At 32.8% G+C, this 23,993-nt stretch carries 17 protein-coding genes; 6 read left to right on the top strand and 11 right to left on the bottom strand.

Annotation, left to right across the window (positions count from 1 at the left end):
- Positions 1-345: 345 nt before the first annotated feature.
- From gyrB to secDF, 3 genes are all read left to right on the top strand, one after another.
- Positions 346-2,286 (top strand): DNA topoisomerase (ATP-hydrolyzing) subunit B, encoded by a 1,941-nt coding sequence (gyrB, locus tag ACHRV0_RS15420; RefSeq protein ID WP_129024226.1) that lies wholly within the window; start codon positions 346-348, stop codon positions 2,284-2,286.
- 109 nt (positions 2,287-2,395) lie between these two features.
- Entirely contained in the window at positions 2,396-3,331 is a 936-nt protein-coding gene (gene mdh, locus ACHRV0_RS15425) for a malate dehydrogenase (protein WP_089055237.1), read from the top strand.
- Between the two features lie 228 nt (positions 3,332-3,559).
- Positions 3,560-6,535 (top strand): protein translocase subunit SecDF, encoded by a 2,976-nt coding sequence (secDF, locus tag ACHRV0_RS15430; protein WP_129024225.1) that lies wholly within the window; start codon positions 3,560-3,562, stop codon positions 6,533-6,535.
- 476 nt (positions 6,536-7,011) lie between these two features.
- Here secDF and lgt read toward each other — a convergent pair whose 3' ends face one another.
- The 6 genes from lgt to ACHRV0_RS15460 all read right to left on the bottom strand — a co-directional run bounded on the left by lgt (position 7,012) and on the right by ACHRV0_RS15460 (position 12,422).
- Positions 7,012-7,944, bottom strand: a complete 933-nt coding sequence (gene lgt, locus ACHRV0_RS15435) for a prolipoprotein diacylglyceryl transferase (RefSeq protein WP_395441481.1) — start codon at positions 7,942-7,944, stop codon at positions 7,012-7,014.
- 64 nt (positions 7,945-8,008) lie between these two features.
- Positions 8,009-8,257, bottom strand: coding sequence for a membrane protein insertion efficiency factor YidD (gene yidD / locus ACHRV0_RS15440; protein WP_395441482.1), 249 nt, complete (start codon positions 8,255-8,257; stop codon positions 8,009-8,011).
- Between the two features lie 75 nt (positions 8,258-8,332).
- Positions 8,333-9,811, bottom strand: a complete 1,479-nt coding sequence (gene cysS, locus ACHRV0_RS15445; protein WP_395441483.1) for a cysteine--tRNA ligase — start codon at positions 9,809-9,811, stop codon at positions 8,333-8,335.
- Between the two features lie 81 nt (positions 9,812-9,892).
- Complete coding sequence (locus ACHRV0_RS15450; RefSeq protein WP_395441484.1) at positions 9,893-10,258, bottom strand: four helix bundle protein; 366 nt, start codon at positions 10,256-10,258, stop codon at positions 9,893-9,895.
- 93 nt (positions 10,259-10,351) lie between these two features.
- Positions 10,352-11,023, bottom strand: coding sequence for a GTP cyclohydrolase I FolE (gene folE / locus ACHRV0_RS15455; RefSeq protein ID WP_129025852.1), 672 nt, complete (start codon positions 11,021-11,023; stop codon positions 10,352-10,354).
- A gap of 202 nt (positions 11,024-11,225) precedes the next feature.
- Positions 11,226-12,422, bottom strand: a complete 1,197-nt coding sequence (locus tag ACHRV0_RS15460; RefSeq protein WP_395441485.1) for a pyridoxal phosphate-dependent aminotransferase — start codon at positions 12,420-12,422, stop codon at positions 11,226-11,228.
- 122 nt (positions 12,423-12,544) lie between these two features.
- On the opposite strand from ACHRV0_RS15460, the gene ACHRV0_RS15465 reads away from it, so the two are divergent.
- Together ACHRV0_RS15465 and ACHRV0_RS15470 are read left to right on the top strand one after the other, a co-directional pair.
- Positions 12,545-13,873 (top strand): PDZ domain-containing protein, encoded by a 1,329-nt coding sequence (locus ACHRV0_RS15465; protein WP_395441486.1) that lies wholly within the window; start codon positions 12,545-12,547, stop codon positions 13,871-13,873.
- Between the two features lie 173 nt (positions 13,874-14,046).
- Positions 14,047-14,538 (top strand): hypothetical protein, encoded by a 492-nt coding sequence (locus ACHRV0_RS15470; protein WP_395441487.1) that lies wholly within the window; start codon positions 14,047-14,049, stop codon positions 14,536-14,538.
- A 99-nt stretch (positions 14,539-14,637) separates the two neighbouring features.
- Here ACHRV0_RS15470 and ACHRV0_RS15475 read toward each other — a convergent pair whose 3' ends face one another.
- A complete protein-coding gene (locus ACHRV0_RS15475; RefSeq protein ID WP_089059823.1) occupies positions 14,638-15,018 on the bottom strand; it encodes a DUF1573 domain-containing protein in 381 nt (126 codons plus the stop codon).
- Between the two features lie 274 nt (positions 15,019-15,292).
- On the opposite strand from ACHRV0_RS15475, the gene ACHRV0_RS15480 reads away from it, so the two are divergent.
- A complete protein-coding gene (locus ACHRV0_RS15480; protein WP_395441488.1) occupies positions 15,293-17,926 on the top strand; it encodes a valine--tRNA ligase in 2,634 nt (877 codons plus the stop codon).
- Between the two features lie 220 nt (positions 17,927-18,146).
- Here the strand turns inward: ACHRV0_RS15480 and ACHRV0_RS15485 are convergent, their stop codons facing one another.
- The 4 genes from ACHRV0_RS15485 to ACHRV0_RS15500 all read right to left on the bottom strand — a co-directional run bounded on the left by ACHRV0_RS15485 (position 18,147) and on the right by ACHRV0_RS15500 (position 23,674).
- Positions 18,147-18,770 carry a GyrI-like domain-containing protein gene (locus ACHRV0_RS15485; RefSeq protein ID WP_395441489.1) on the bottom strand — a complete coding sequence of 208 codons (624 nt, stop codon included), beginning with the start codon at positions 18,768-18,770 and terminating at the stop codon, positions 18,147-18,149.
- Positions 18,771-18,913: 143 nt separating this feature from the next.
- Positions 18,914-20,227, bottom strand: coding sequence for an APC family permease (locus ACHRV0_RS15490; protein WP_129025864.1), 1,314 nt, complete (start codon positions 20,225-20,227; stop codon positions 18,914-18,916).
- 201 nt (positions 20,228-20,428) lie between these two features.
- A complete protein-coding gene (locus ACHRV0_RS15495) occupies positions 20,429-22,675 on the bottom strand; it encodes a TonB-dependent siderophore receptor (protein WP_395441490.1) in 2,247 nt (748 codons plus the stop codon).
- A 273-nt stretch (positions 22,676-22,948) separates the two neighbouring features.
- Complete coding sequence (locus ACHRV0_RS15500; RefSeq protein WP_395441491.1) at positions 22,949-23,674, bottom strand: DUF4198 domain-containing protein; 726 nt, start codon at positions 23,672-23,674, stop codon at positions 22,949-22,951.
- Positions 23,675-23,993 lie beyond the last annotated feature (319 nt).

Below are 23,993 nucleotides of genomic sequence, written 5' to 3' on the forward strand. Positions count from 1 at the left end.
AGGATAAAATCCTCAGCTTTATAAAATTCAAATTCCAATTTGGATGAATTATAAAATCCGAAATAACATTAAATTGTTATTTCGGATTTTGCTTTTATGTTGTTTTTAGTTTTGGTATTTGGAATTTGTCCCTAAGCTTTGGGATTGGAATTTGAAAAAATTGACGATTTTTTTGGTTTTATTTTTTTTAGCGGCTAAATTTTGGAATTTAGAAGTTATTTTTTGATTTTTTAAACAATTGTGTTGATAACTTAAGTGCTTTAAGTCGGAATTTTATGGGTATATAGTCCGCGTTTTTATATATTTGCGTGTTAGACAATAAATACATTTTTTAGAATAAATTATATGAGCGAAGAAATCAAGAAGAACAATTATTCAGCAGATAGTATTCAGGCATTAGAAGGAATGGAGCACGTAAGAATGCGTCCATCGATGTATATTGGAGATGTAGGGGTTCGAGGGCTGCACCATTTGGTTTATGAAGTTGTCGATAACTCAATTGATGAGGCGATGGGAGGACATTGTGATGCGATTAGTGTTGCAATAAACGAAGATGGCTCTGTAACAGTTGAAGATAACGGACGTGGTATTCCTGTTGATTTGCATAAAAAAGAAGGAGTTTCTGCACTAGAGGTTGTAATGACTAAAATTGGTGCCGGAGGTAAATTTGATAAAGATTCTTATAAGGTTTCTGGAGGTCTTCACGGTGTTGGGGTTTCTGTAGTAAACGCACTTTCGGTTCATATGAAATCGACAGTTTTTAGAGAAGGTAAAATTTACGAACAAGAATACGAAAGAGGAAAATCTTTATATCCAGTTAAACAAATAGGAGAAACTGAAAAAAGAGGTACACGTCAGACTTTCTACCCTGATAATACCATTTTTACACAAACTACAGAGTTCTCTTATGATACTTTGTCAGCTCGTATGCGTGAGCTTTCTTTCTTAAATAAAGGAATCACAATTACGTTTACAGACAAAAGAGAAGTTGACGAAAAAGGCGAGTTTAAAAGTGAAGTATTCCATTCAACAGAAGGTCTTAAAGAATACATTCGTTATTTAGATGGTAATCGTGAGCCAATTATTTCTCACGTAATCAGCATGGATCACGACAAAGGTGAAATTCCTGTTGAGGTTGCTTTGATTTATAATACAAGTTATACAGAGAATATTTTTTCTTACGTAAATAATATCAATACACACGAAGGAGGAACTCACCTGCAAGGTTTTAGAAGTGGTTTAACAAGAACCCTTAAAAAATATGCAGATGCTTCTGGAATGTTGGATAAATTGAAATTCGAAATTGCGGGAGATGACTTCCGTGAAGGATTAACAGCTATTATTTCGGTAAAAGTTGCTGAGCCTCAATTTGAAGGACAGACCAAAACAAAACTTGGAAATAGAGAAGTAGTTTCTCCGGTTTCGCAGGCAGTTGGAGAAATGTTAGAAAATTATTTGGAAGAAAATCCAAATGATGCAAAAGTAATTATCCAAAAAGTAATTTTAGCAGCTCAGGCACGTCACGCAGCAAAAAAAGCGCGTGAAATGGTACAGCGTAAAACTGTAATGGGCGGCGGCGGATTGCCAGGAAAATTATCTGACTGTTCAGAACAAGATCCAGCAAGATGTGAGGTTTATCTAGTCGAGGGAGATTCGGCTGGTGGAACAGCAAAACAAGGTCGTGATCGTAACTTTCAAGCGATTTTACCATTACGTGGTAAAATCTTGAATGTGGAGAAAGCGATGCATCATAAAGTATTTGAAAATGAAGAGATTCGTAATATCTTTACAGCTTTAGGAGTTACAGTTGGTACTGCAGAAGACAGTAAAGCATTAAATCTTGAAAAACTAAGATACCACAAAGTAATCATCATGTGTGATGCCGATGTCGATGGTAGTCACATTTCTACCTTAATATTAACATTCTTCTTCCGTTTCATGAAAGAGCTTATTGAAGAAGGACACGTATATATTGCAGCACCACCTTTATACTTAGTTAAAAAAGGACAAAAGAAAGAATATGCTTGGAATGATGTTCAGCGTGATCAGGCGAATGAAAGAATGGGAGGAAGTGCAGCTATCCAACGTTATAAAGGTCTTGGAGAGATGAACGCAGAGCAGTTATGGGAAACAACTATGGATCCAAACTTTAGAACACTGCGTCAAGTAACCATTGATAGCTTAGCTGAAGCTGATAGAGTTTTCTCAATGTTAATGGGTGATGAAGTACCGCCGCGTAGAGAATTTATCGAGAAAAATGCAGTTTACGCAAATATTGATGCATAATAAAACAGAATAGAACCTTCAATTCGTTTAATTGTTTAAATTTACTTAAACGATTAAACGAATTGTTGATTTATAAATAAACAGATTAATAACCGATAAAGTAAAAAATATGAAAGTTACTATTGTAGGAGCAGGAAATGTTGGAGCTACATGTGCAGATGTTATCTCGTATAGAGGAATTGCAAGTGAAGTAGTATTGTTGGATATTAAAGAAGGTTTTGCTGAGGGTAAAGCTTTGGATATTATGCAATGCGCCACTAATACTGGTTTTAATACCAAAGTATCAGGTGTAACCAATGACTATTCTAAAACTGCAGGAAGTGATGTAGTGGTAATTACGTCAGGAATTCCAAGAAAACCAGGAATGACTAGAGAAGAGTTAATAGGTATAAATGCCGGAATTGTAAAAACAGTTGCGGAAAATGTACTAAAACATTCTCCAAATACCATAATAGTTGTAGTTTCAAATCCTATGGATACTATGACATACTTAGCTTTAAAAGCAACAGGTTTACCAAAAAACAGAATTATAGGTATGGGAGGAGCATTAGACAGCTCTCGTTTTAGAACTTATCTTTCTCTTGCTTTAGATAAACCTGCAAATGATGTTTCTGCTATGGTAATTGGCGGACACGGTGATACTACTATGATTCCATTAACGCGTTTAGCATCTTATAACGGAATTCCGGTTTCGCAATTTCTTTCAGAAGAAGTATTGCAAAAAGTTGCTGCCGATACAATGGTTGGAGGAGCAACTCTTACAGGGCTTTTAGGAACATCAGCTTGGTATGCACCAGGAGCTTCTGTAGCGTATTTAGTAGACAGTATTTTAAACGACCAGAAAAAAATGATTGCTTGTTCTGTCTTTGTAGAAGGCGAGTATGGGCAAAACGACATTTGTATCGGAGTTCCGTGTATAATTGGTAAAAATGGAGTTGAAGAGATCGTAGATATTAAATTAAACGATCAAGAGAAAGCTTTGTTTGCTAAAAGTGCAGATGCGGTTCGCAGCATGAATGACGCTTTAAAGTCGATTTTAGTATAAAGAATTTGATAAAAAAAGGAAAAGGCTGCACTTTTGCAGTCTTTTTTTTGAGATTAATTAATAAATAAATTGCTTAATCATTTCGAGAATTATATATTTGCTCGGTTTAAAAAAAATGTTGTAATTCGTGATCTCGATTTTTTAGTTTTAAAATCTCATGTCAGGGCTTATTTTTAGGGAATTTAGAACCAAAAACAAACAATAAAACATAATTAATTTTTAGTAATAATGCAGAATAAAGGACTTATTAAATTTTTCGCAATTCTATTTGCATTGGTAAGTATTTACCAACTATCATTCACTTTTGTGGCAAATAATGTCAAAAGTGAAGCTAAAGCTTTTGCAGGAGATAATCCTGATAAAGAGCTAAAATATTTAGATTCTATTGGTAAAGAAAAAGTTTTCAATCTTGGGTTTACAGATTTTACTTATAATGAAGTAAAAAACAAACAACTTAACAAAGGTCTTGACTTAGAAGGAGGAATCAACGTAATTCTTCAAATTTCTATTAAAGATGTTTTAAAAGGATTAGCAAACAACTCTAAAAATCCAGTATTTAATAAATCTTTAGCAGATGCAAGTGCAAATGTAGAAGGAAATAAGACCTATTTAAATAAATTTTTTGAAGCTTTTGAAGCAAATTCAAACGGAACTGTAAAGTTAGCTTCACCTGATATTTTTGCAAACAGAAGTTTACAAGGTGATGGTGGTGTTGATTTTCAAATGACAGATGCTCAAGTTCAAAAAGTAATCAAAAGAAAAGTTGATGAATCTGTTGAAAGTGCTTACAAAGTATTAAGAGAGCGTATCGACAAATTTGGTGTAACACAACCAAACATTCAAAAATTAGGAGAAACAGGAAGAATCTTAGTAGAGCTTCCAGGTGCTAAAGATGTTGATAGAATTAAAAAATTATTAGGTGGAAAAGCTCAATTAGAGTTTTGGGAAACTTACAAAATCGAAGAAGTTGGTAACTTCTTAGTTGCTGCAAACGAAGCTTTAAAAAAGACTGAAGTTAAGAAAGTAGAAACTAAAGCTGTAGCTAAAGATTCATTGAATGCTTTATTAACAGATAATTCTAAAGATTCACTTGATACTAAAAAAGGAAACAATCCTTTATTTGATAAAATGATTGTTCAAGGTGGCGGTCCAGTTTTAGGATATTTTGCTACTAAAGATACTGCTGCTATCAATGGTTATTTTAAAAGACCAGAAATTAGAATTTTATTGGCTGCTGACCAACACAATGCAAAATTTGTATGGAGCAAACCAACGACTATAAAAGATGCGAAAGCAAAAGATGTTGAGGCGGTAGAATTATACGCTTTAAAAGGAAACAGAGATAACGTTCCTGCAATGAGCGGTGGTGTTGTAACTGATGCAAAAGATACTTTTGACCAAATGGGTAAACCAGCTGTTTCTATGCAAATGAACAGCCAAGGGGCTAAAGTTTGGGAAGAATTAACAGGAAGAGCTTTTTCTCAAAAAGGTTATATTGCTATTGTTTTAGATAACATCGTTTATTCTGCGCCAGGTGTTACAAGTGGACCAATTGCTGGTGGAAGATCTGAAATTACAGGTTCTTTTGATGTTGCTGAAACTAAAGATTTAGCAAACGTATTAAATGCTGGTAAATTACCTGCATCTGCAGACATTGTACAATCTACTGTAGTTGGACCATCTTTAGGTCAAGCGGCAATTGATGCTGGAACAATTTCGGCTGTATTAGGATTTTTATTAGTTTGTGTTTGGATGGTATTCTATTATGGTAAAGCTGGTTGGTATGCAAATCTTGCTTTATTATTAAACTTATTATTCTTATTCGGAATTATGGCAAGTTTTGGTTTTGTACTTACATTACCAGGTATTGCAGGTATCGTATTAACATTGGGTACTGCGGTAGATGCTAACATTATTATATACGAAAGAGCAAAAGAGGAATTACGTGATGGTAAATCATTGTCTGAAGCTGTACTTGCTTCTTACGGATGGCACGGTGCAATGCGTTCTATTATCGATGCAAACGTTACACACGTTTTAACTGGAGCAATCTTGTTTATCTTTGGTACAGGACCAATTAAAGGTTTCGCATTAACATTACTTATTGGTATCGTAACATCATTGTTTACGTCAATCTTTATTGCAAGAATTTTTATTGATAAAAATATTGCAGGAAAAGCTGATTTAACTTTCTGTACAAATATTACTAAAAACTGGTTTACTAATTTCCACTTTGACTTTATTAAAGTTAAAAAATTCACTTACATCTTCTCTTCAATTGTTGTAATTGTAAGTTTGACTTCTATCTTCTTCGTTAACGGATTAGATGAAGGTGTTGATTTTGTTGGAGGAAGAACATTCCAAGTTAAATTTGAAAAACCAATCGATGCAACAGTAGTTTCAGATGAATTATCTACTGCTTTTGGAACTCCGGTTGAAGCTAAAATTTTAGGTGATGATGATCAATTGAAAATCACAACTAAATACAAAATTAAAGAAGATGGTGTAGCGATTGATGAAGAAGTAAATCAAAAATTATACGCTGCATTACAAAAGTATTACCCAAACACTTCTTACGATAAATTCATCAACTCTTTTGATGGTAAGAAAATTGGAGTTTTACAAGCTTCTAAAGTTGGAGCATCTATCTCTGAAGATATTAAAACTAACTCATACTGGGCGGTTCTTGGTGCGATGGCGGTTATCTTCTTATACTTAATGGTTTCTTTCCGTAAATGGCAATATTCATTAGGTGCGATTGCAGCTGTAGCGCATGACGTTATCTTTGTATTAGGGGTTTACTCTTTATGTTACAAATTCATGCCTTTCCACATGGAAATGGATCAGCACTTTATTGCTGCGATTCTTACTGTAATTGGATACTCAATGAATGATACTGTAATTGTATTTGACAGAGTTAGAGAGTTTATTATCGGAAACCGTAAAGGAAGTTTTGAAGATATTGTAAACGCTTCTATTAATACTACATTATCAAGAACATTGAATACGTCATTAATGATGATCATTGTATTATTAACGATGTTTATCTTTGGTGGAGAATCTATTAGAGGATTTATCTTTGCAATGTTAATTGGTATTATTGTAGGAACATATTCTTCATTATTTATCGCAACACCAGTATTGGTAGATACGATTTCAAATGATGAAAAACATACAATCGAAGACAAGCATAATAAAGCATAATTAATTGCTTCAATTATATTAGAAAAGATCCAGTGAAAGCTGGATCTTTTTTTTATGCTGTTCTAATATATAATTTTAGGTTTAGTAAAAATTTTCTTGATGTTTTCGGTGCTTAAGAACTAAAGAATTGATCTTGATTTTTTCTTGTTCTTAATTTTGGATTACAATGTAAGTTGGAAAGTAGAGAATAGATTTTAGGATTATGTTTTGGTAAAGGTAAAAAGCTTTGCGTTTAAAGTGTAAAAGGAGTTAGGTTTTGCTTTTGTAATTGTTTCTCTGTTTGCTTCTTCTGAGAAAAAGAAAGAAACTATAATTTGAGTATGACGTGAGCGTAGATGTATTTGAAAGTGAGGATGAGCAGAAATAAAGCGATTTGCAATAAAGAAATTTCGAGATTGGTTCTATAGTTGCTATAAATAAAAAGTCCAGTATTTATTAGATACTGGACTTTTTATTATAAAATATTTTATGTTTAATCACGAAGTAGCTAAAGGATTTCTTTGAGCTCTAATAACGAAGAATAGACCAATTATGATAAAAGGTATGCTAAGCCATTGTCCTGTTGAGAAAAGGCCCAATTCGTTCTCAAAACCGCCTTGGCTTTCTTTTACAAACTCAACTACAAAACGCACAACAAATAAAAGTACTAGAAATAATCCGAATAAATATCCTGATTTAAGTCTTGCATTAGTTTTCCAGTACAAGAAAAATAAGATTACAAATACAAATACATAACAAAATGCCTCGTACAATTGCGTTGGGTGTTTTGCAGGTACTTGTGCTAATAAATTAGCAAATTTTGGATCTGTTGCAATCGCAGTGTAAGCATCTTTTGGATTTGCGATTTGTGTTGCATTAACAGCTTCGCCTTTGCTGAATTGGTCGTGTAAAAAACGAATTCCAAAAGGAGATGTCGTTTCGTGACCAATGATTTCAGAATTCATGAAGTTTCCTAAACGAACAAAAATTGCACCGCTCGCAACTGGAATAACAACACGGTCTAAAATCCATAATAATGGACGTTTTAGGATTTTTTTGCTGTAATAGTACATCGCAATAATAATCGAAATTGCCGCCCCGTGACTTGCTAAACCTTGAAACCCAGTAAACTCAAATTTAGGTTCAAATTTAACAGGTAAAAAGATTTCAAGTAAATGATTTCTAAAGTATTCCCAATCATAGAATAATACATGACCTAAACGTGCTCCGATTAAAGTAGCTAAAACAGTCCAGACAAATAATGAATCTAGTTTGTCAATTGGTTCATTTTCGCGCTCGAAAATCTTTTTCATGATAAACCATCCTAAACCAAAAGCAATTACAAACATTAAGCTGTAATAACGAATCATAAAGAATCCTAAGTCTATTCCCTCTGAAGGATTCCAAATGATATTTAAGGCATGTGTCATATGTTAAGAGTTTTTGTTTTTTGTAAAAATAAATATTTAAAACAGAGTAAGTCTTTATTTAAAGTTAATGTTTATGCGAGCATTTTTTCTCAGGAACTGGGTCATAACCTGATCTTCCCCATGGATGACAGCTTAAAATTCGTTTCATTCCCAAATATCCGCCATAAAACAATCCGTGTGTTTGTAATGCCTGAATCATGTACGTAGAACACGTTGGTTCAAAACGGCATGCAGCAGGCGTAAAAGGCGATATCGCTGTTTGATAAAAGCGTACCAATAATACAAACGGATATATTAGAATTTTTGAAAACATATTTTTAGTAATCAATGATTGTTAGTAATCAGTTTAAATATGAACACTTTAAACTGATTACTGAACACTTCGTTTTTAAATACTAAAAGAAGTACCTTCTTTTCCGTCCTTTAATTGAATACCTAAAGCAATCAATTGATCACGAATTTGGTCAGAAAGAGCAAAGTTTTTATCTGCACGAGCTTGATTTCTCATTCCGATAAGCATATTTACAGTACCTTCTAATTTGTCATTATTACCGTCAGCACCTTTTTCATTACTTAAGCCTAAAACATCAAAAACAAAACCATTGACAGTAGATGTTAATGTCTTTAAATCATCTTCAGAAATGGTTTCTTTTCCTTCTTTAAGTAAATTAATATATCGAACTGCTTCAAATAATTGAGCAATTAAAATTGGAGTGTTAAAATCGTCATTCATCGCATCATAACACAATTGTCTCCAAGAAGCAATGTCTAAAGAACTTGTTGTACCAGCTTTAATTTCTGACAAAGCATCAACGGCTTCCATTAATCTTTTGTATCCTTTCTCTGCTGCGACAATTGCATCATCAGAAAAGTCAAGAATACTCCTATAATGTGCTTGTAACATGAAAAAACGTGTTACAGATGCTGAAAAAGCTTTACTTAAAATATTGTTTTCACCACTCAAAATCTCACCAGGTAAAATGTTGTTTCCTGTAGATTTTGCCATTTTCTTACCATTTAAAGTAAGCATATTGGCGTGCATCCAATAATTTACTGGCGATTGACCAGTGCAGGCTTCATTTTGAGCAATTTCACATTCGTGATGAGGGAATTTTAAATCCATTCCGCCGCCGTGAATGTCAAAGTGATTTCCAAGATATTTGGTGCTCATTGCTGTACATTCTAAGTGCCAGCCTGGAAAACCATCGCTCCAAGGCGAAGGCCATCTCATAATATGTTCTGGTTCTGCTTTTTTCCAAAGAGCAAAATCCTGTGGGTTTCTCTTATCTGACTGCCCATCAAGATCACGAGTGTTAGCAAGCATATCTTCGATATTTCTGCCGCTTAAAATACCGTAATTATTGGTTTCGTTGTATTTAACAACATCAAAATAAACAGATCCATTGGCTTCATAACCAATTCCTTTATCAATAATTTTCTTGATGATTTCAATCTGTTCTATGATGTGTCCAGTTGCAGTTGGCTCAATACTTGGCGGTAAAAAGTTGAAAGCTTTTAGAATATTATGAAAATCAACAGTATATCGTTGTACAATTTCCATAGGTTCTAATTGCTCTAAACGTGCTTTTTTAGCAATTTTATCTTCACCTTCATCAACATCATCTACAATATGACCAACATCAGTAATATTACGAACGTAACGAACTTTGTATTCCAGATGTGAAAAATATCTGAAAATAACGTCAAAAGACATAAAAGTCCTAACATTTCCTAAATGCACATTACTATAAACCGTTGGTCCGCAAACATACATTCCAACATTTCCTTCATGGATTGGTTTGAAACTTTCTTTTTCACCCGAAAGTGAATTGTATATTTTTAAGGGTTGACTGTTGTATAGTGGCATATTTGATATTGCTGTTTATTTGTTTAATCGTTTATTTGTTTAACCGCTTATTTGTTTAATCGTCTAAACGTTTGATTCTTTTTATTCTTTTGAAAGATAATACTTTTTTAAACTATTAATTTGATTGCAGATTTTTTCAATTTTCTCTCGAGATTCTAAATATTCTATTTCTGATACGTAATTTAAATCTTTTGAAATAATTAAATGATTTAAAGTTTCCATTGCAGATGAATATGAAATTGTTAAAAAATGAGCTTTATCTTTGTTTGTATTCCTCGAGGTTCCTTCCGCAATATTAGTAGCAATTGATGATGAGCTTCTTTTTATTTGAGAAGTTATTCCAAATAATTCATTTGATGGAAATTTACTAGTTAATTTATAAATATCCAAAATAAACAATCTTGCATTTTGCCAGACTTCAAGTTTCTCAAAGGAAAAAATGTACATTTTTTTCTGTTTAACTGTTGATTTGTTTAATCGTTTAATCAAAAAGATATTTACGATGAAGCGATTAAACAAATTAACGATTTACCGATTAAACTAAAACTGTGTTTCTAACTTAATATAGTCAAGAAATTCTCTTTTAGTTTGAGGATCTTTGAATTTTCCACCAAATTCAGACGTTACGGTACTGCTTTCGATGTCTTTAATTCCTCTTGAGTTTACGCAAAGATGTTTAGCGTCGATAACGCAGGCAACATCTTCTGTTCCTAAAGCTTTTTGAAGTTCTTGAACAATCTGCATTGTTAAGCGCTCTTGAACCTGAGGTCTTTTAGCGTAATATTCAACAATACGATTCATTTTTGACAAACCAATAACTCTTCCGCTTGAAATATAAGCAACATGAGCGCGCCCAATAATTGGCAGTAAATGGTGTTCGCAGGTAGAATAAACAGTAATGTTTTTCTCAACAAGCATTTCACCGTATTTGTAATTATTGTCAAAAGTTGAAGCTTTTGGTTGTTTTGAAGGATTAAGACCTCCAAAAATTTCTTTTACAAACATTTTTGCAACTCGGTTTGGAGTACCTTTTATGCTGTCATCTGTCAAATCCATTCCAAGAGTTTGGAGAATGTTTTCAACATCTTTTTTAATTTTTTCTATTTTTTCGTCATCGCTTAAGTCGAAAGCATCCTCTCTTAGAGGGTTTTTTGCATTACTGCTGAAATGACTGTCACCTATTTCGTCTAAAAAATCTTCGTTGTTTATCATTAAAAACTACTATTATAATGGGTATATCTTTTTAAGGCGGTAAAGATAATTAATAAATAGGAAACCTTTTCTATGGTTTTTATTATTTAATCGATCCTTTTAAGATATAGTTTAAATAAAGACTAAATCAGTATGGTATTAAAACATAAAAGACAATAACTTAAATGGTTATTGTCTTTTAAAAGGGTTGTGTTTTATGATTTTATTTTTTGTTGTAAACTAAAAGAGCTTCTTTTAAAATATTAACAGCAGTAATTAAATCTTTTTTATTTAATACATAAGCAATTCTTACCTGATTCAATCCCATTCCTAGAGTAGAATAAAATCCAGCAGCGGGAGCAACCATAACAGTTTCGCCGTTTAAATCATAACTTTCTAAAAGCCATTGGGCAAAATCATCAGCATTATCAATTGGTAATTGAGCAATGCAGTAAAAAGCACCTTTAGGTTTGGTTACAATTACGCCTTCAATTTTATTTAATTCATTGATTAAAGTATCACGACGTTCTTTGTATTCAGAGATAACTTCGTCAAAATAACTTTGCGGAGTGTCAATCGCAGCTTCGCAGGCAATTTGTTCAATTGTTGGCGGGCTTAAACGTGCCTGAGCAAATTTCATTACCGTTGCCAGTACTTCTTTGTTTTTAGTAACCAAACAGCCAATTCTTGCGCCGCACATACTGTAGCGTTTTGAAACGGAATCGACCATAATTACATTTTGCTGTACATCTTCAAGATTTATTACAGAATAATGAATGTCATCTCCATCGTATAAAAACTCACGATAAACCTCGTCAGCAATTAAATAGAGATCATATTTTTTAATTAAACTTGCTAATTGTTTAATTTCAGTTTCTGAATATAAATATCCTGTTGGATTACCTGGATTACAAATTAAAATTGCTTTTGTTTTTGGAGTAATCAACTTTTCAACTTCCTCAATACTTGGTAAAGCAAATGCCGTTTCGATAGTCGAAACAAGCGGCACTACAGTAGCACTTGTAGATGAAGCAAATGCATGATAATTAGCATAAAAAGGTTCAGGGATAATGATTTCATCTCCCGGATCTGTAATTGTGGCCAACGCAAACAATAAGGCTTCAGAACCACCAGTAGTTACAATGATGTCTTCTGAGTTAACGTTTACATTTTGGCGTTGGTAAAATTTTGCTAATTTTTTTCTGTAACTTTCATATCCAGCAGATGGGCTGTATTCTATAATAGTTCTGTCAATATTTTTTACCGCCTCGATGGCCACTTCGGGTGTCTTGATATCCGGTTGACCAATGTTTAAATGATACACTTTGTGTCCTTTTTGCTTTGCTAAATCAGCATAAGGAGCAAGCTTGCGTATCGGAGATTCGGGCATGTTTCTGCCTTTGTTAGAAATTGTTGGCATGAGATTTATTATTGAAGTGCAAATTTGCATTTTTTTTTCGAATTTAACGTAAACAATACAAGTACTTATGAAAATGTAACAATTATAAATATATTTAGTAATTTTATAATAAAATATTGTCGATGAGAAAATATATTATGTTGTTTTTTGGGTTATTCTTATCTTTTAACCTGCTGGCTCAAGATAATTTCATAATTCAAAACAATAGTAAAAAGGTAGTTGTTCCCTTTCAATTGATAAATAACCTCATTTTTATTCCGATTAAAGTAAACGGAATAGAACTTAATTTCCTTTTAGATTCCGGTGTTGAAGAAACTATTCTTTTTAGTATGGATGAAATGCAGGAAGTGAAGTTTAATAATGTCCAGAAAATAAAACTTAGAGGGCTTGGCGCCGAAGAGGAAATAGAGGGACTTAAATCAACCAATAATACATTAGAAACACATGGATTAAAATCAGAAAATCACATGCTGTATGTTATTTTAGATCAAGGTTTTAATTTGTCATCGCATATTGGTATTCCTGTTAATGGAATTATTGGCTATAAGTTTTTTAAAAACAACATTGTTGAAGTGAATTACGTAAGAAAGAAAATTACAGTTTACGACAACAAAAAGGGGATTCAAAAAAAGCTGGATGCAAAATTTGAAGCAATTCCAATTACAATAGAAAGATCTAAACCTTATATTAATGCTTCGGCTGTTTTAGACAGCATTGATATTCCTGCGAAGCTGCTTATTGATATTGGCAATAGTGATGCTTTTTGGGTTTTTGAAAACAATAAAATTAAGCTTCCAGAAAAGAATTTTCCTGATTTTTTAGGAAAAGGATTTAGCGGCGATATTGAAGGTCATCGTGCTAGAATTAAGAGTTTTTCGATTGCCGATTTTAATTTTAAAAAACCAATTGTTGCTTTTCCTGATTCGACATCTATTCGAAATGTAAAGATGGTTCCTGGAAGAGTTGGATCTGTAGGCGGAGAAATTTTAAAAAGGTTTACTTTGGTAATGGATTATACAGACCGAAAGATGTATCTTAAAAAGAACAATAAATACGCCGAGCCTTTTACTTATAATAAAAGCGGAATTACTGTTCAGCATAATGGTTTGCAATGGGTTCAGGAAACAGTGCATCTGGAAACAGTTCAGCTTGCTTCGACAGTAAGTGATATCGAAAAAAATGAAAGAGGCGGGGGAGGCAATTTTAGATATAAATTTTCACTAAAACCTGTTTTTGAGATTGTTAATATTCGGAAAAATTCGGCAGCTGAAAAGTGCGGACTTCAAAAAGGGGATATTATCATAAGTATTAATGGTGACAGACCTTATAAGTTTACTTTACAGCAGATAAATCAGCTTTTGAAATCAGAGGAAGATATATTTATTAATCTAGAAGTCGAGAGAAATAGTCTTGTTTTAAAATTTCGATTTAAGCTTGAAGATGAGTTGTAATTTTACTTTTGTTTAAAAAAAATAGTCTTTTAAATTTAAAACTTTAGACAAGGGTTTGGCTTAGAGGTTAATCCTTATTTTAAAAGATGTTAAGTTTTAATTTTACTGTAGACTATAAAATTAGTTTCTTTTTTATTAATTTTATGCAATAACCTTGAATAAAATATCGAAATATGAAAAATCTAGTTTTGCCTTGTCTGCTTGTAATCTGCATTGGATTTCAAAGCTGTAAAAATGAAGAAAAACAAAAAGAAGCCGAAGCAGCAAAAGCCGAAGGTGAAAAAGTTGTAAGTACCGAATGTTATAAAGCGATATACGAGAAAGATACTATAGATTTAAAATTGAATACGTTAAAAAACGGCAGATTATCAGGTGATATGATTATGAAAGTTGCTCCTTCGACCGTAAGAACAGGCGAAGTTGCTGGTGAGTTTCACGGTGATACATTATTTGTAGATTATACTTTTAGAGACAATGTCAATAAAAATACAACATTCAAAAACCCAATGGCATTATTAAAACGAGACAAACAGCTTATTTTAGGAAACGGAACCATGCAGACGACAATGGGTGTGACTTATATAGTAAAAGACAAACCAATTGATTTTGAAAAAGTAAAATATAAATTCGAAATCTCGGAATGCGCTGAGAAAACAGAAAAGTAGCCGCAATCTTGTCATTTCGACGAATGTGACTTTTAATTCATCAAAAAAAAAGCCGTTTCTAATTAAAGAAACGGCTTTTACTATTTTTAGATATTATTTTTATAAAACTTCTCCCTTAATTTTAAGGGCAACTCGGCCGTCAGGATAGTTCACTGCATTTGTTTCAACCGTAATTGTTTTACGAATTGGGCCAGAAACCATGTTGTATTTAACATCGATTTTACCTTTTTTTCCTGGCATTACTGCCGCAGCAGGTTTAGTAACCACGATAGAACTAACTGTTGATTCAGCGCCAATAATTAAAAGCGGTGCATCGCCAGTATTAGTGAATTCAAAGGAGCGAACTCCATTATCACTTTTTGAAATTTTTCCATAATCAATCGTATTGTCTGAGGCTGCAAATTCAATCTTTGGGCCATTTTGTGCATAGCCTATTGCGCTAAACAATACGACTGCAATAAAAGAGGCAACATTTTTCATTTTGAAATTATTTTTAATTGTAAGTAAATATACATTCTTTTAATTAACACACAAATTAATAATTCGCTTTTTATAGTGTCTTTAATTATTTACTTTTGCTGTCAGTTATAATTACAAAAATTGAACCAAAGTTTCGTTTATTTGTTTAACTGTTTAATTGTTTAATTGATTTGGATTGAGTTTAGATTTTACTAAAGCTTTCAGAAATTAACGATTAAACGAATCAACGATTAAACGAATCAACAGAAAATCAACGATTAAACAACCTATTTAAATGACAATTCCAGCACAATTTGACGCTAAGACGATTGAGAACAAATGGTATGAGTATTGGATGAAAAACAATTATTTTCATTCAGAACCAGATCATAGAACACCGTATACTATTGTAATTCCTCCTCCAAACGTCACTGGTGTCTTGCATATGGGACATATGTTGAATAATACTATTCAGGATGTTTTAATTCGTAGAGCACGTTTAAAAGGTTTCAACGCCTGCTGGGTTCCGGGAACGGATCACGCATCGATTGCTACAGAAGCAAAAGTTGTAGCAAAATTAAAAGCAGAAGGAATCAATAAAAATGATTTAACTCGTGAAGAATTCCTAAAACATGCTTGGGAATGGACAGATAAATATGGCGGAACAATCTTGGAGCAGCTTAAAAAATTAGGTGCTTCATGTGATTGGGAACGTACTAAATTTACAATGGATCCAGATATGTCTGCATCTGTAATTAAATCGTTTGTAGATTTATACAACAAAGGATTAATTTACAGAGGATACCGAATGGTAAACTGGGATCCGGAAGCTAAAACAACTTTATCTGACGAAGAAGTTATTTACGAAGAACAACAAGGAAAATTATTTTTCTTAAAATATAAAATTGAAGGTTCAGAAGATTTTCTGACGATTGCTACAACACGTCCAGAAACTATTTTTGGAGATACTGCAATCTGTATCAACCCGAACGACGAGCGTTTTTCTCATTTAAAAGGGAAGAAAGCTATCGTCCCGATTTGTGGCAGAGTAATTCCAATTATCGAAGATGAATATGTAGATGTTGAATTCGGAACAGGATGTTTGAAAGTAACGCCTGCGCACGACATGAACGATAAAACGTTAGGAGAAAAACACAATCTTGAAATCGTTGATATTTTTAATGAAGATGCTACATTAAACAGCTTCGGATTACATTATCAAGGAAAAGATCGTTTTGTGGTTCGTACAGAAATTGCAAAAGAATTAGAAGAAATTGGCGCTTTAGCAAAAACTGAAATTCACTTAAATAAAGTAGGAACTTCTGAAAGAACCAAAGCCGTAATCGAACCAAGATTATCCGATCAATGGTTTTTGAAAATGGAAGATTTAGTAAAACCAGCGATTAAATCAGTTTTAGTTGATGGAGATATTAAGTTACATCCAAAACGTTTTGAAAACACTTATGCGCATTGGTTAAACAACATTCGCGATTGGAATATTTCTCGTCAATTATGGTGGGGACAGCAAATTCCTGCTTACTATTACGGAGACGGAAAAGAAGATTTCGTAGTTGCAGAAAACATTGAAGATGCATTAGTTTTAGCACAAGAAAGAACCAACAACCAACAACTAACAACCGACAACTTAAAACAAGATGTTGATGCGTTAGATACCTGGTTTTCTTCTTGGCTTTGGCCAATGTCCGTTTTTGGCGGAATTATGGATCCTGAAAGTGCAGATTATAAATATTATTATCCAACAAATGACTTGGTTACAGGTCCGGATATTTTATTTTTCTGGGTTGCCAGAATGATTATTGCTGGTTACGAATACGCTGGTGAAAAACCATTTACAAATGTTTATTTGACTGGTTTAGTTCGTGATAAACAACGTCGTAAAATGTCTAAATCATTAGGAAATTCTCCTGATCCTTTAGATTTGATCGATAAATTTGGTGCAGATGGTGTTCGTGTAGGATTGCTTTTAAGTGCTTCTGCAGGAAATGATATTATGTTTGATGAAGAATTATGTAATCAAGGAAAAGCATTTTCAAACAAGATTTGGAATGCCTTCAAATTGATTAAAGGTTGGGAAGTTTCTGAAACTATCGCTCAGCCAGAATCATCAAAAGTAGCAATCGAATGGTACGAAGCGAAATTACAGCAGACTTTAGTTGATATTGAAGATAATTTTGAGAAATACAGAATTTCAGATTCTTTGATGGCAATTTATAAATTGGTTTGGGATGATTTCTGTTCTTGGTTCTTAGAAATGATCAAACCGGCTTATCAACAGCCAATTGATAGCGTTACTTTCGCGAAAGCGATCGAAATGTTAGAAAGTAACTTGAAGTTATTGCATCCTTTCATGCCTTTCTTAACGGAAGAAATTTGGCAATTAATTGCTGAAAGAACTCCGGAAGAAGCTTTAATCGTTTCAACTTGGCCAGAATTAAAACCTTTTGATGCAAAGTTAATTGCTGATTTTGAAAATTCAATTGAAGTAATTTCTGGAATTAGAACTATTCGTAAAGACAAAAATATTCCGTTTAAAGATGCAATTGAATTAAAAGGAATTAACAGCGAAAATGTTTCTGTTTACTTTGATTCAGTTATAACGAAATTAGGAAACGTTTCTGTTTTTGAATATGTTGCTGAAAAAGTGGATGGTGCATTATCTTTCCGTGTGAAATCAAATGAATATTTCATTCCAATTACAGGAAATATTGATGTTGAAGCAGAAATTGCAAAACTGACAGAAGAATTAAACTATACAAAAGGATTCTTGAAATCTGTAGAAGCAAAACTTTCTAATGAAAAATTTGTAAACGGAGCTCCAGAAAAAGTCCTAAACATAGAGAAACAAAAACAAGCCGATGCTTTAGCAAAAATTGCTACAATCGAGCAGAGTTTAGCTGGTTTGAAGTAAGAATCAGAGTTACTTTTTGAATATAAAAGCTGTCCATTTGGACAGCTTTTTTTGTGCTTTGTCATTTCGACTGAAAGGAGAAATCACACACGTAAATTCGTTTCTAAAGTCGTCAATCTTTGTTGAGCTGCTTGTAGAGATCGCAAGTTCTTCTGGATGAAAATATTGGGTTATAATATGATTGTAAATAATTCGTGAATTCGTGACTGTCAAAAAAAAGTCATTTTACAGGTTCTCTTAGTAAAGTCTTTAATTTCTCGGGAGCAGTTTTACGAAAGTCTGATAAATAAATTTCATGGTGCAGCCCATTTTGCTGCAGCTTGTTTTCGATGCTGAATTCTTGAATTTTCTTCAAAGTCTGTGGTTCATCTTCAAAAGGACCAATATGAAGAATCTGCACAACTTTACCTTCTTTCATTTCGTAAAATTCGATAGACTTCGCTAATTCTATTTGTTTTTTATTGACAGCAGTATTGATAGCTTCCTCAGTTTGTTCTTTCGTGACAAAATCTGGCATTCTAATCATGATCCTGTAATTCCACTCCGCTCGAGGTATTTTCAGAGGTGCTTCATCCATCGAAATAGCAGCGTATTTTTCAGTATCAAAACTCCATAAAGCCTCTAATTTTGGAACAACAAAATCATTGTTTACAGCTTTCAACATGAATTTGATAATATAAGCGGTACCATATAAAGTTTGAATTTTTTCTGAAAATTCTTTTCCCGAAGGATCTCCCTTTCCTGTAATCGATACATAATTTGTTTTTTCGATATGAAGTATTTCAGGGCTCGTTTTAGCTTTGTAATATATTTTGTCCGTTTTTGTTAGATCTAGTTTGCTCATCTTTTTTATTTTTATAGAACAAATTAAATCACATTAAGTGACAACAGTATGTCAGCAGAAATACAGCTTTAAGATTTTTTATAGTCAGGAATTATTTCACACATAGATTTTAAAAACTAAGTTGTGAATTAGTGGCGAAAAAGTTATTTTTTCTTTCTCAAAACCAAAAATAAAGGATATGAAACCGCCGTAATTCCCATAATAATTATAAAGCTTTTCGGGTCGCTGTAAATAAATCCCATTAATAAAGCAATTGAGATGATAATCGCAATTATCGTTGTCCACGGATACCAAAAAGAACGATATGGTCTTGGCAGATCAGGTTCTTGAGTTCTTAATTTTAAAAGTGAAAAATAAGCCAATCCCCAAACGATAATCGAGATAAAAGCGGCAAAGGAGAACAACACTTCAAATGAGCCGATGCAAATTAAAAATAAACTGAAAAGTGATGAAACTAAAAGTGCAACAATAGGAGTTCCGCCTTTATTTACCTGCGTTCCTTTTTCAATAAAAAATCCGTCACGACTCAGTCCGTAAAGGATTCTTGGCGGAATCATCATAAAAGCATTTAAGATGCTGATTAACGAAAAAATAGAAATTACCGTAACTATAACAGCTCCGTTTTTTCCAAAAAGAATTTTAGCAACATCGGCAGCAGCGAGATTTGATTTGGCTAAAGTTTCAATTGGCAAAACATGAAAAAAAGCGGCATTTACCAAAACATAAATTGACATAACAAGCAAAACGCCACTGTACAATGATCTAGGAATATTTTTGCTAGGATCATCATTTTCTTCAGCAAAAAAGCAAACGCTGTTCCATCCATTATAAGTACCAATGATGAGTTGCAAGGATTTGAAAAAACCGAATATTAAACCAATTTGAAAAAATGAACTATCCGTTTTTATTGGTGCAGTTTCAATGCCAGAATACATAAAACAGGCCACTACTAAAGCAACAAAACAGATCACTTTTAGTAAGCTTGTAATCTGCTGAATAACACTTCCGTTTTTTACACCGCTTAAATGTATTAGTACAAAAGCGAGCAGCAAGGAAATTGCCATTACTGTAGAGTAGTTTGCAAGCGAAGGGAATAGAATAATAATATATTCGCTGATGACAATGCAATAAAAAGCGGGCGGAATAACATTTGTAATATAATCGAACCATCCAGACAGAAAACCGGCATATTCTCCAAAAGCTCTTTTAATATAATTATAAGAACCACCGGCTTTTGGTAACATTGTCGCAAGTTCAGCATACGAATTGGCACCCAATAAAACATATAAACCTCCAAAAAGCCATGAAGCAATTATAAGCCAGTAATTACTAAGCATTTCGGCAATTGTTCCAGGTGTTCGTAAAATACCAACTCCAATAGTTCCTCCAATTAATACCGCAATATTAAAACTTAGACCTAAACTTTTCTGCAATTGATTTTTCTTGAAATCTGACATATTTGGATTTTTTGTTTTTTGGAATATGAGGTATCTGCTCAGCAAAAGTAATACAATTAGAATACTTCCTTGTTTATAGAAATAAAAAACCTTATCTAGTTGTAGATAAGGTTTGTGTATTTAAAAACCAAAACTCTTTCCGTTTTTCAAAAAATGAAAAGGCAGAAAAAGCTTTGGTTCATTGTAATCTAATTCAAATTTTTAGAATTTGTAACGTAAACTTGTCATAATTTGACGAGGTGCGATTGGATTCACACTATAGTTTTCGTGAACAGTATAATTCAACTCATTTGTTATGTTTGATAATTTACATAAAATTGAGATTTTTCTCCAAGTATATCCAGCAGATACATCAATTGTAGTGTAGCCTTCTAGAGGAATTTCTCTGTCGTTTATAGTTTGTACTCCAGTTTTAGGATCAATTACAACTAAATTGTTCCATCCTCCAATTCTCTTACCTATGTAATTTCCGATTGCTCCAAAAGAAACACCTTTTAATAAGCCATCTTGAAGTGTGTAAAAGAAACTTAAGTTTGCAGTATTTGCAGGAGTTCTAGCCAAACGATCACCTTCAATAAAACTACCGTTTAAACCTGAAGTTTTGCTGTAACGCATATCGTTGTAGCTGTATCCAGCAATAATGTTTAAACCTTCAACTGGTCTTGCAGTAACATCGATTTCAATACCTTTACTTTTAGTTTCACCGCTTAATACTTTTACGTTTGTATCAGTATTAGGAGTTCCGTCAGCTTTAAATTCAGCAGTTTGTGCTAAATTACTGTTTGTGATTTGATAAAGAGTAACGTTTGTACTTAATAAACCTCTCCAGAAATCTTTTTTAATACCCACCTCATATTGGTCAATGATAGATGGTTTAATAGCTTCACCATCAACAGTTGTTCCTGTATTTGGAGTAAATGAGTTTGCATAACTTGCAAATAATGAAGTGTTTTTTGTAGGCTGATAAACTAAACCAACTTTAGGAGAAAAAGCAGCATCTGTTAATTTTTGTCCTTTAGTTATTGTAGCTTTTGTATAATCAGTTGTTTCAGCTTGAGTTTCTTGCCATGACCAACGTAATCCTGCCAAAACTTTAAATTGCTCTGAAATAGAAATTAAATCCTGAGCATAAATTCCAAAACGATTTGAATCTGTATTTACAAGTCTTGTAGCATTTGCATTTGGAATATCCATACGTTGTCCGTCATAAGTAAGATCGTAGATGTTTACACGGTCGTAAGCATTAACAATGTATTTTCCTTTAGCATCTTTTACCGCTTTTTCGTCAAAAGCATAAGTGTAAGCTTGAGTGAATGAGTTTTCTAAATCAACACCTGTAAAAATTTGGTGTTTAACTTTTCCAGTATGAAAAATCCCTTGTAAGCTTAATTGCTCACCAATGATTTGCTCAAAGTTTTGATTTTGTCCTAATGGGCGAATGTAATCACCATCTACGTAATTTGGAATTGTTTTGTCGATAGATACACGCTCAGTTCCTTTAGAAGTTCTTTTGTAATTTTGGAATGACGTATTGAAATTAAGCTTCCAGTTGTCATTAAAATTATGGTTAAGTAAAGCCGAAACACTAGTTTGATTCGTTTTTCCGTAAGACCAAAGTGCTCCTAAATATTTGTTTCTTGGCACATCAGCAATTTCTTTTCCAATTATTCCCGTTCCAAAATCTGGAGTCCAGTCGTAGCTTAAATAATCACCTTGAAGCGTGATTTGAGTTTTATCGCTCAACTTAAATAAAAATGAAGGATTTAAGTAGTAACGCTCATTTTTTACAACGTCTCTAAAACTCTCAGAGTTTTCATAAGAACCAGTAAAACGGTAAGCAATATAACTATTTAAAGGCCCATAAATATCAATAGAAGGCTTGTAATAAGAGAAACTTCCAATTTGCATAGAAACCTCGCCGCCTTTAGTAAATTGAGGAGTTTTAGTTACCATGTTTAAAATTCCACCCGGAGCAACGTTTCCGTATAATAAAGCCGCACTACCTTTTAAAAACTCTACTTTTTCTAATGAAGAAACTTCAGGCATAGATCCGCTGCTAAAACGGAATCCGTTTTTAAACATATTGTTTGCACCCATATCGTAACCTCTTGAAAAGAATGATTCTTGAGCACCACCACGAGCAGAACCTACATAAACACCGTTCATGTTTTTAACAACTTCACTCAATCTAATAGCTTGCTGTTGTGCAATCACATCGCTTCCGATAATTTGAACACTTTGAGGCAAGTCCATTACTTTAATACCAGAACGAGCAGCTTCAATAGGTTTTTTAGGTTTGTTTGTTGTTATTAAAACTTCATTAAGAATTTCTCCTTTTTTATTTTTTACCGTATCATTAAGAGTTGTGGTATTGTCGGCACTTGAATAATCTTGACTATAAGACGCTAAACTAATCAAGGATAAAGCGAGTAGTAAGTTATATTTCATTTTACTTATTTAGATTTAATAAAAATAATTTTTGCAAATATAACACTGCATAAAGCCTTTAACAAAATTTTTAGAGGTGTTTTATCGCTTAAAATATTCTTAGTTTTGTCTTAAGATTAGCTTAAGAGTTTTTAATATTAATTTAATTTTATTATAAGTTTGTTCTAATGTTATTTTAATGTTGGCGGTTTGACACTAAAAAAAACCTTGTTCAGAAGAGCAAGGTTTCATGAAGATTAACTTCGTGATTTAATCTAAAAAAAAGATTGAAAATTATTTGACCGCGATTAAGTAAGTAGCCATTTTCCAGATTTCATCGTATTTTTTGCCATTGTGTTCACCAGCAGCTTTTTCAGTATAAGCAAATTCTACCATATAATTTCCAGACCAGATTGGCGTAAACGAAAACTCGCCTTTATCATTTGTCCATAATTCTTTTTCCCAGCCATTTGGAGCGATAACTTTTATTTTTTGCTCCTTTGCAGCTGCACCATCATATAAAGCCACACCATTTATTTTTGCGTCTTTTTTTGTACTATCAGCATTTTCACTAAATACGCTGATTACATTTTTGTTGGCAGAAGCAGAATTTCCAGCAGATTTGTTTCCAACCACAACAGTTGCGCTAGAGTTGTAATCAAGAACCATAGTTCCGTAAACATCTTTTACCTTATGATGCATTACAACCGTGTAAACTCCGTCTTCATCAGGAGTAAAAAAGGCTTGGTATTTATTGTCTAAAGCTTTTGCAGTAAGTTTAGTTTCTTTTTTTGAAGGAGAAACCAATATTAAACTAAAATCTTTTAAATCAGAAAACCATTTGTCTGCTTTTGTAATGTCATTATCTGAAAATTCTCCAAAGTAAACTGAGATTTCTTGTGCTTTTCCTTTTGTTCCAGCAGCTTTAGTTTCAATCCAAAGCGCGTGTGCAAAAAGCTGAGGTGCTGCAAAAAATGCTAAAAATAAAAATGTTAGTGTTTTTAAAGTATTTGATTTCATATGATCAAGATTAATTTGTTAAGTATGATAATGGTACAAACTTAAAATTTATTTAGAACAATTAAAAATAAAAGTAAAAATCTTTAAAACTAATTCTTATTTGGCTTGTTAAAACCTTGATTTTGATTTGTATTTGTAAGTAAAACGCATTTAAGTATTTTTTGTTTTTTATGTATTTAAAGCCATTATTTATTATTAAAAAGGAAGTTGTTGTTCTGTTTTTGAAACTAAAACAGTTGAATTGGTATTTTGCAAATAGAAAAAGCAAAAAGGGGCGCAGTTCCTTTTAAAAAGCCCTAATTTTGCAATCTGAAAAAAG

Origin of the sequence: Flavobacterium sp. FlaQc-30 (genome assembly GCF_044005885.1) — a bacterium.
Classification (GTDB): domain Bacteria; phylum Bacteroidota; class Bacteroidia; order Flavobacteriales; family Flavobacteriaceae; genus Flavobacterium.

Bases quoted from the DNA above. Each gene is read 5' to 3' on its own strand.
- ACHRV0_RS15500 (WP_395441491.1), bottom strand. From the start codon at position 23,674: ATGAAATCAAATACTTTAAAAACACTAACATTTTTATTTTTAGCATTT.
- ACHRV0_RS15475 (WP_089059823.1), bottom strand. From the start codon at position 15,018: ATGAAAAATGTTGCCTCTTTTATTGCAGTCGTATTGTTTAGCGCAATA.
- ACHRV0_RS15480 (WP_395441488.1), top strand. From the start codon at position 15,293: ATGACAATTCCAGCACAATTTGACGCTAAGACGATTGAGAACAAATGG.
- ACHRV0_RS15465 (WP_395441486.1), top strand. From the start codon at position 12,545: ATGAGAAAATATATTATGTTGTTTTTTGGGTTATTCTTATCTTTTAAC.
- ACHRV0_RS15460 (WP_395441485.1), bottom strand. From the start codon at position 12,422: ATGCCAACAATTTCTAACAAAGGCAGAAACATGCCCGAATCTCCGATA.
- ACHRV0_RS15495 (WP_395441490.1), bottom strand. From the start codon at position 22,675: ATGAAATATAACTTACTACTCGCTTTATCCTTGATTAGTTTAGCGTCT.
- folE (WP_129025852.1), bottom strand. From the start codon at position 11,023: ATGATAAACAACGAAGATTTTTTAGACGAAATAGGTGACAGTCATTTC.
- secDF (WP_129024225.1), top strand. From the start codon at position 3,560: ATGCAGAATAAAGGACTTATTAAATTTTTCGCAATTCTATTTGCATTG.
- mdh (WP_089055237.1), top strand. From the start codon at position 2,396: ATGAAAGTTACTATTGTAGGAGCAGGAAATGTTGGAGCTACATGTGCA.
- ACHRV0_RS15490 (WP_129025864.1), bottom strand. From the start codon at position 20,227: ATGTCAGATTTCAAGAAAAATCAATTGCAGAAAAGTTTAGGTCTAAGT.
- gyrB (WP_129024226.1), top strand. From the start codon at position 346: ATGAGCGAAGAAATCAAGAAGAACAATTATTCAGCAGATAGTATTCAG.
- yidD (WP_395441482.1), bottom strand. From the start codon at position 8,257: ATGTTTTCAAAAATTCTAATATATCCGTTTGTATTATTGGTACGCTTT.
- ACHRV0_RS15470 (WP_395441487.1), top strand. From the start codon at position 14,047: ATGAAAAATCTAGTTTTGCCTTGTCTGCTTGTAATCTGCATTGGATTT.
- cysS (WP_395441483.1), bottom strand. From the start codon at position 9,811: ATGCCACTATACAACAGTCAACCCTTAAAAATATACAATTCACTTTCG.
- lgt (WP_395441481.1), bottom strand. From the start codon at position 7,944: ATGACACATGCCTTAAATATCATTTGGAATCCTTCAGAGGGAATAGAC.
- ACHRV0_RS15450 (WP_395441484.1), bottom strand. From the start codon at position 10,258: ATGTACATTTTTTCCTTTGAGAAACTTGAAGTCTGGCAAAATGCAAGA.
- ACHRV0_RS15485 (WP_395441489.1), bottom strand. From the start codon at position 18,770: ATGAGCAAACTAGATCTAACAAAAACGGACAAAATATATTACAAAGCT.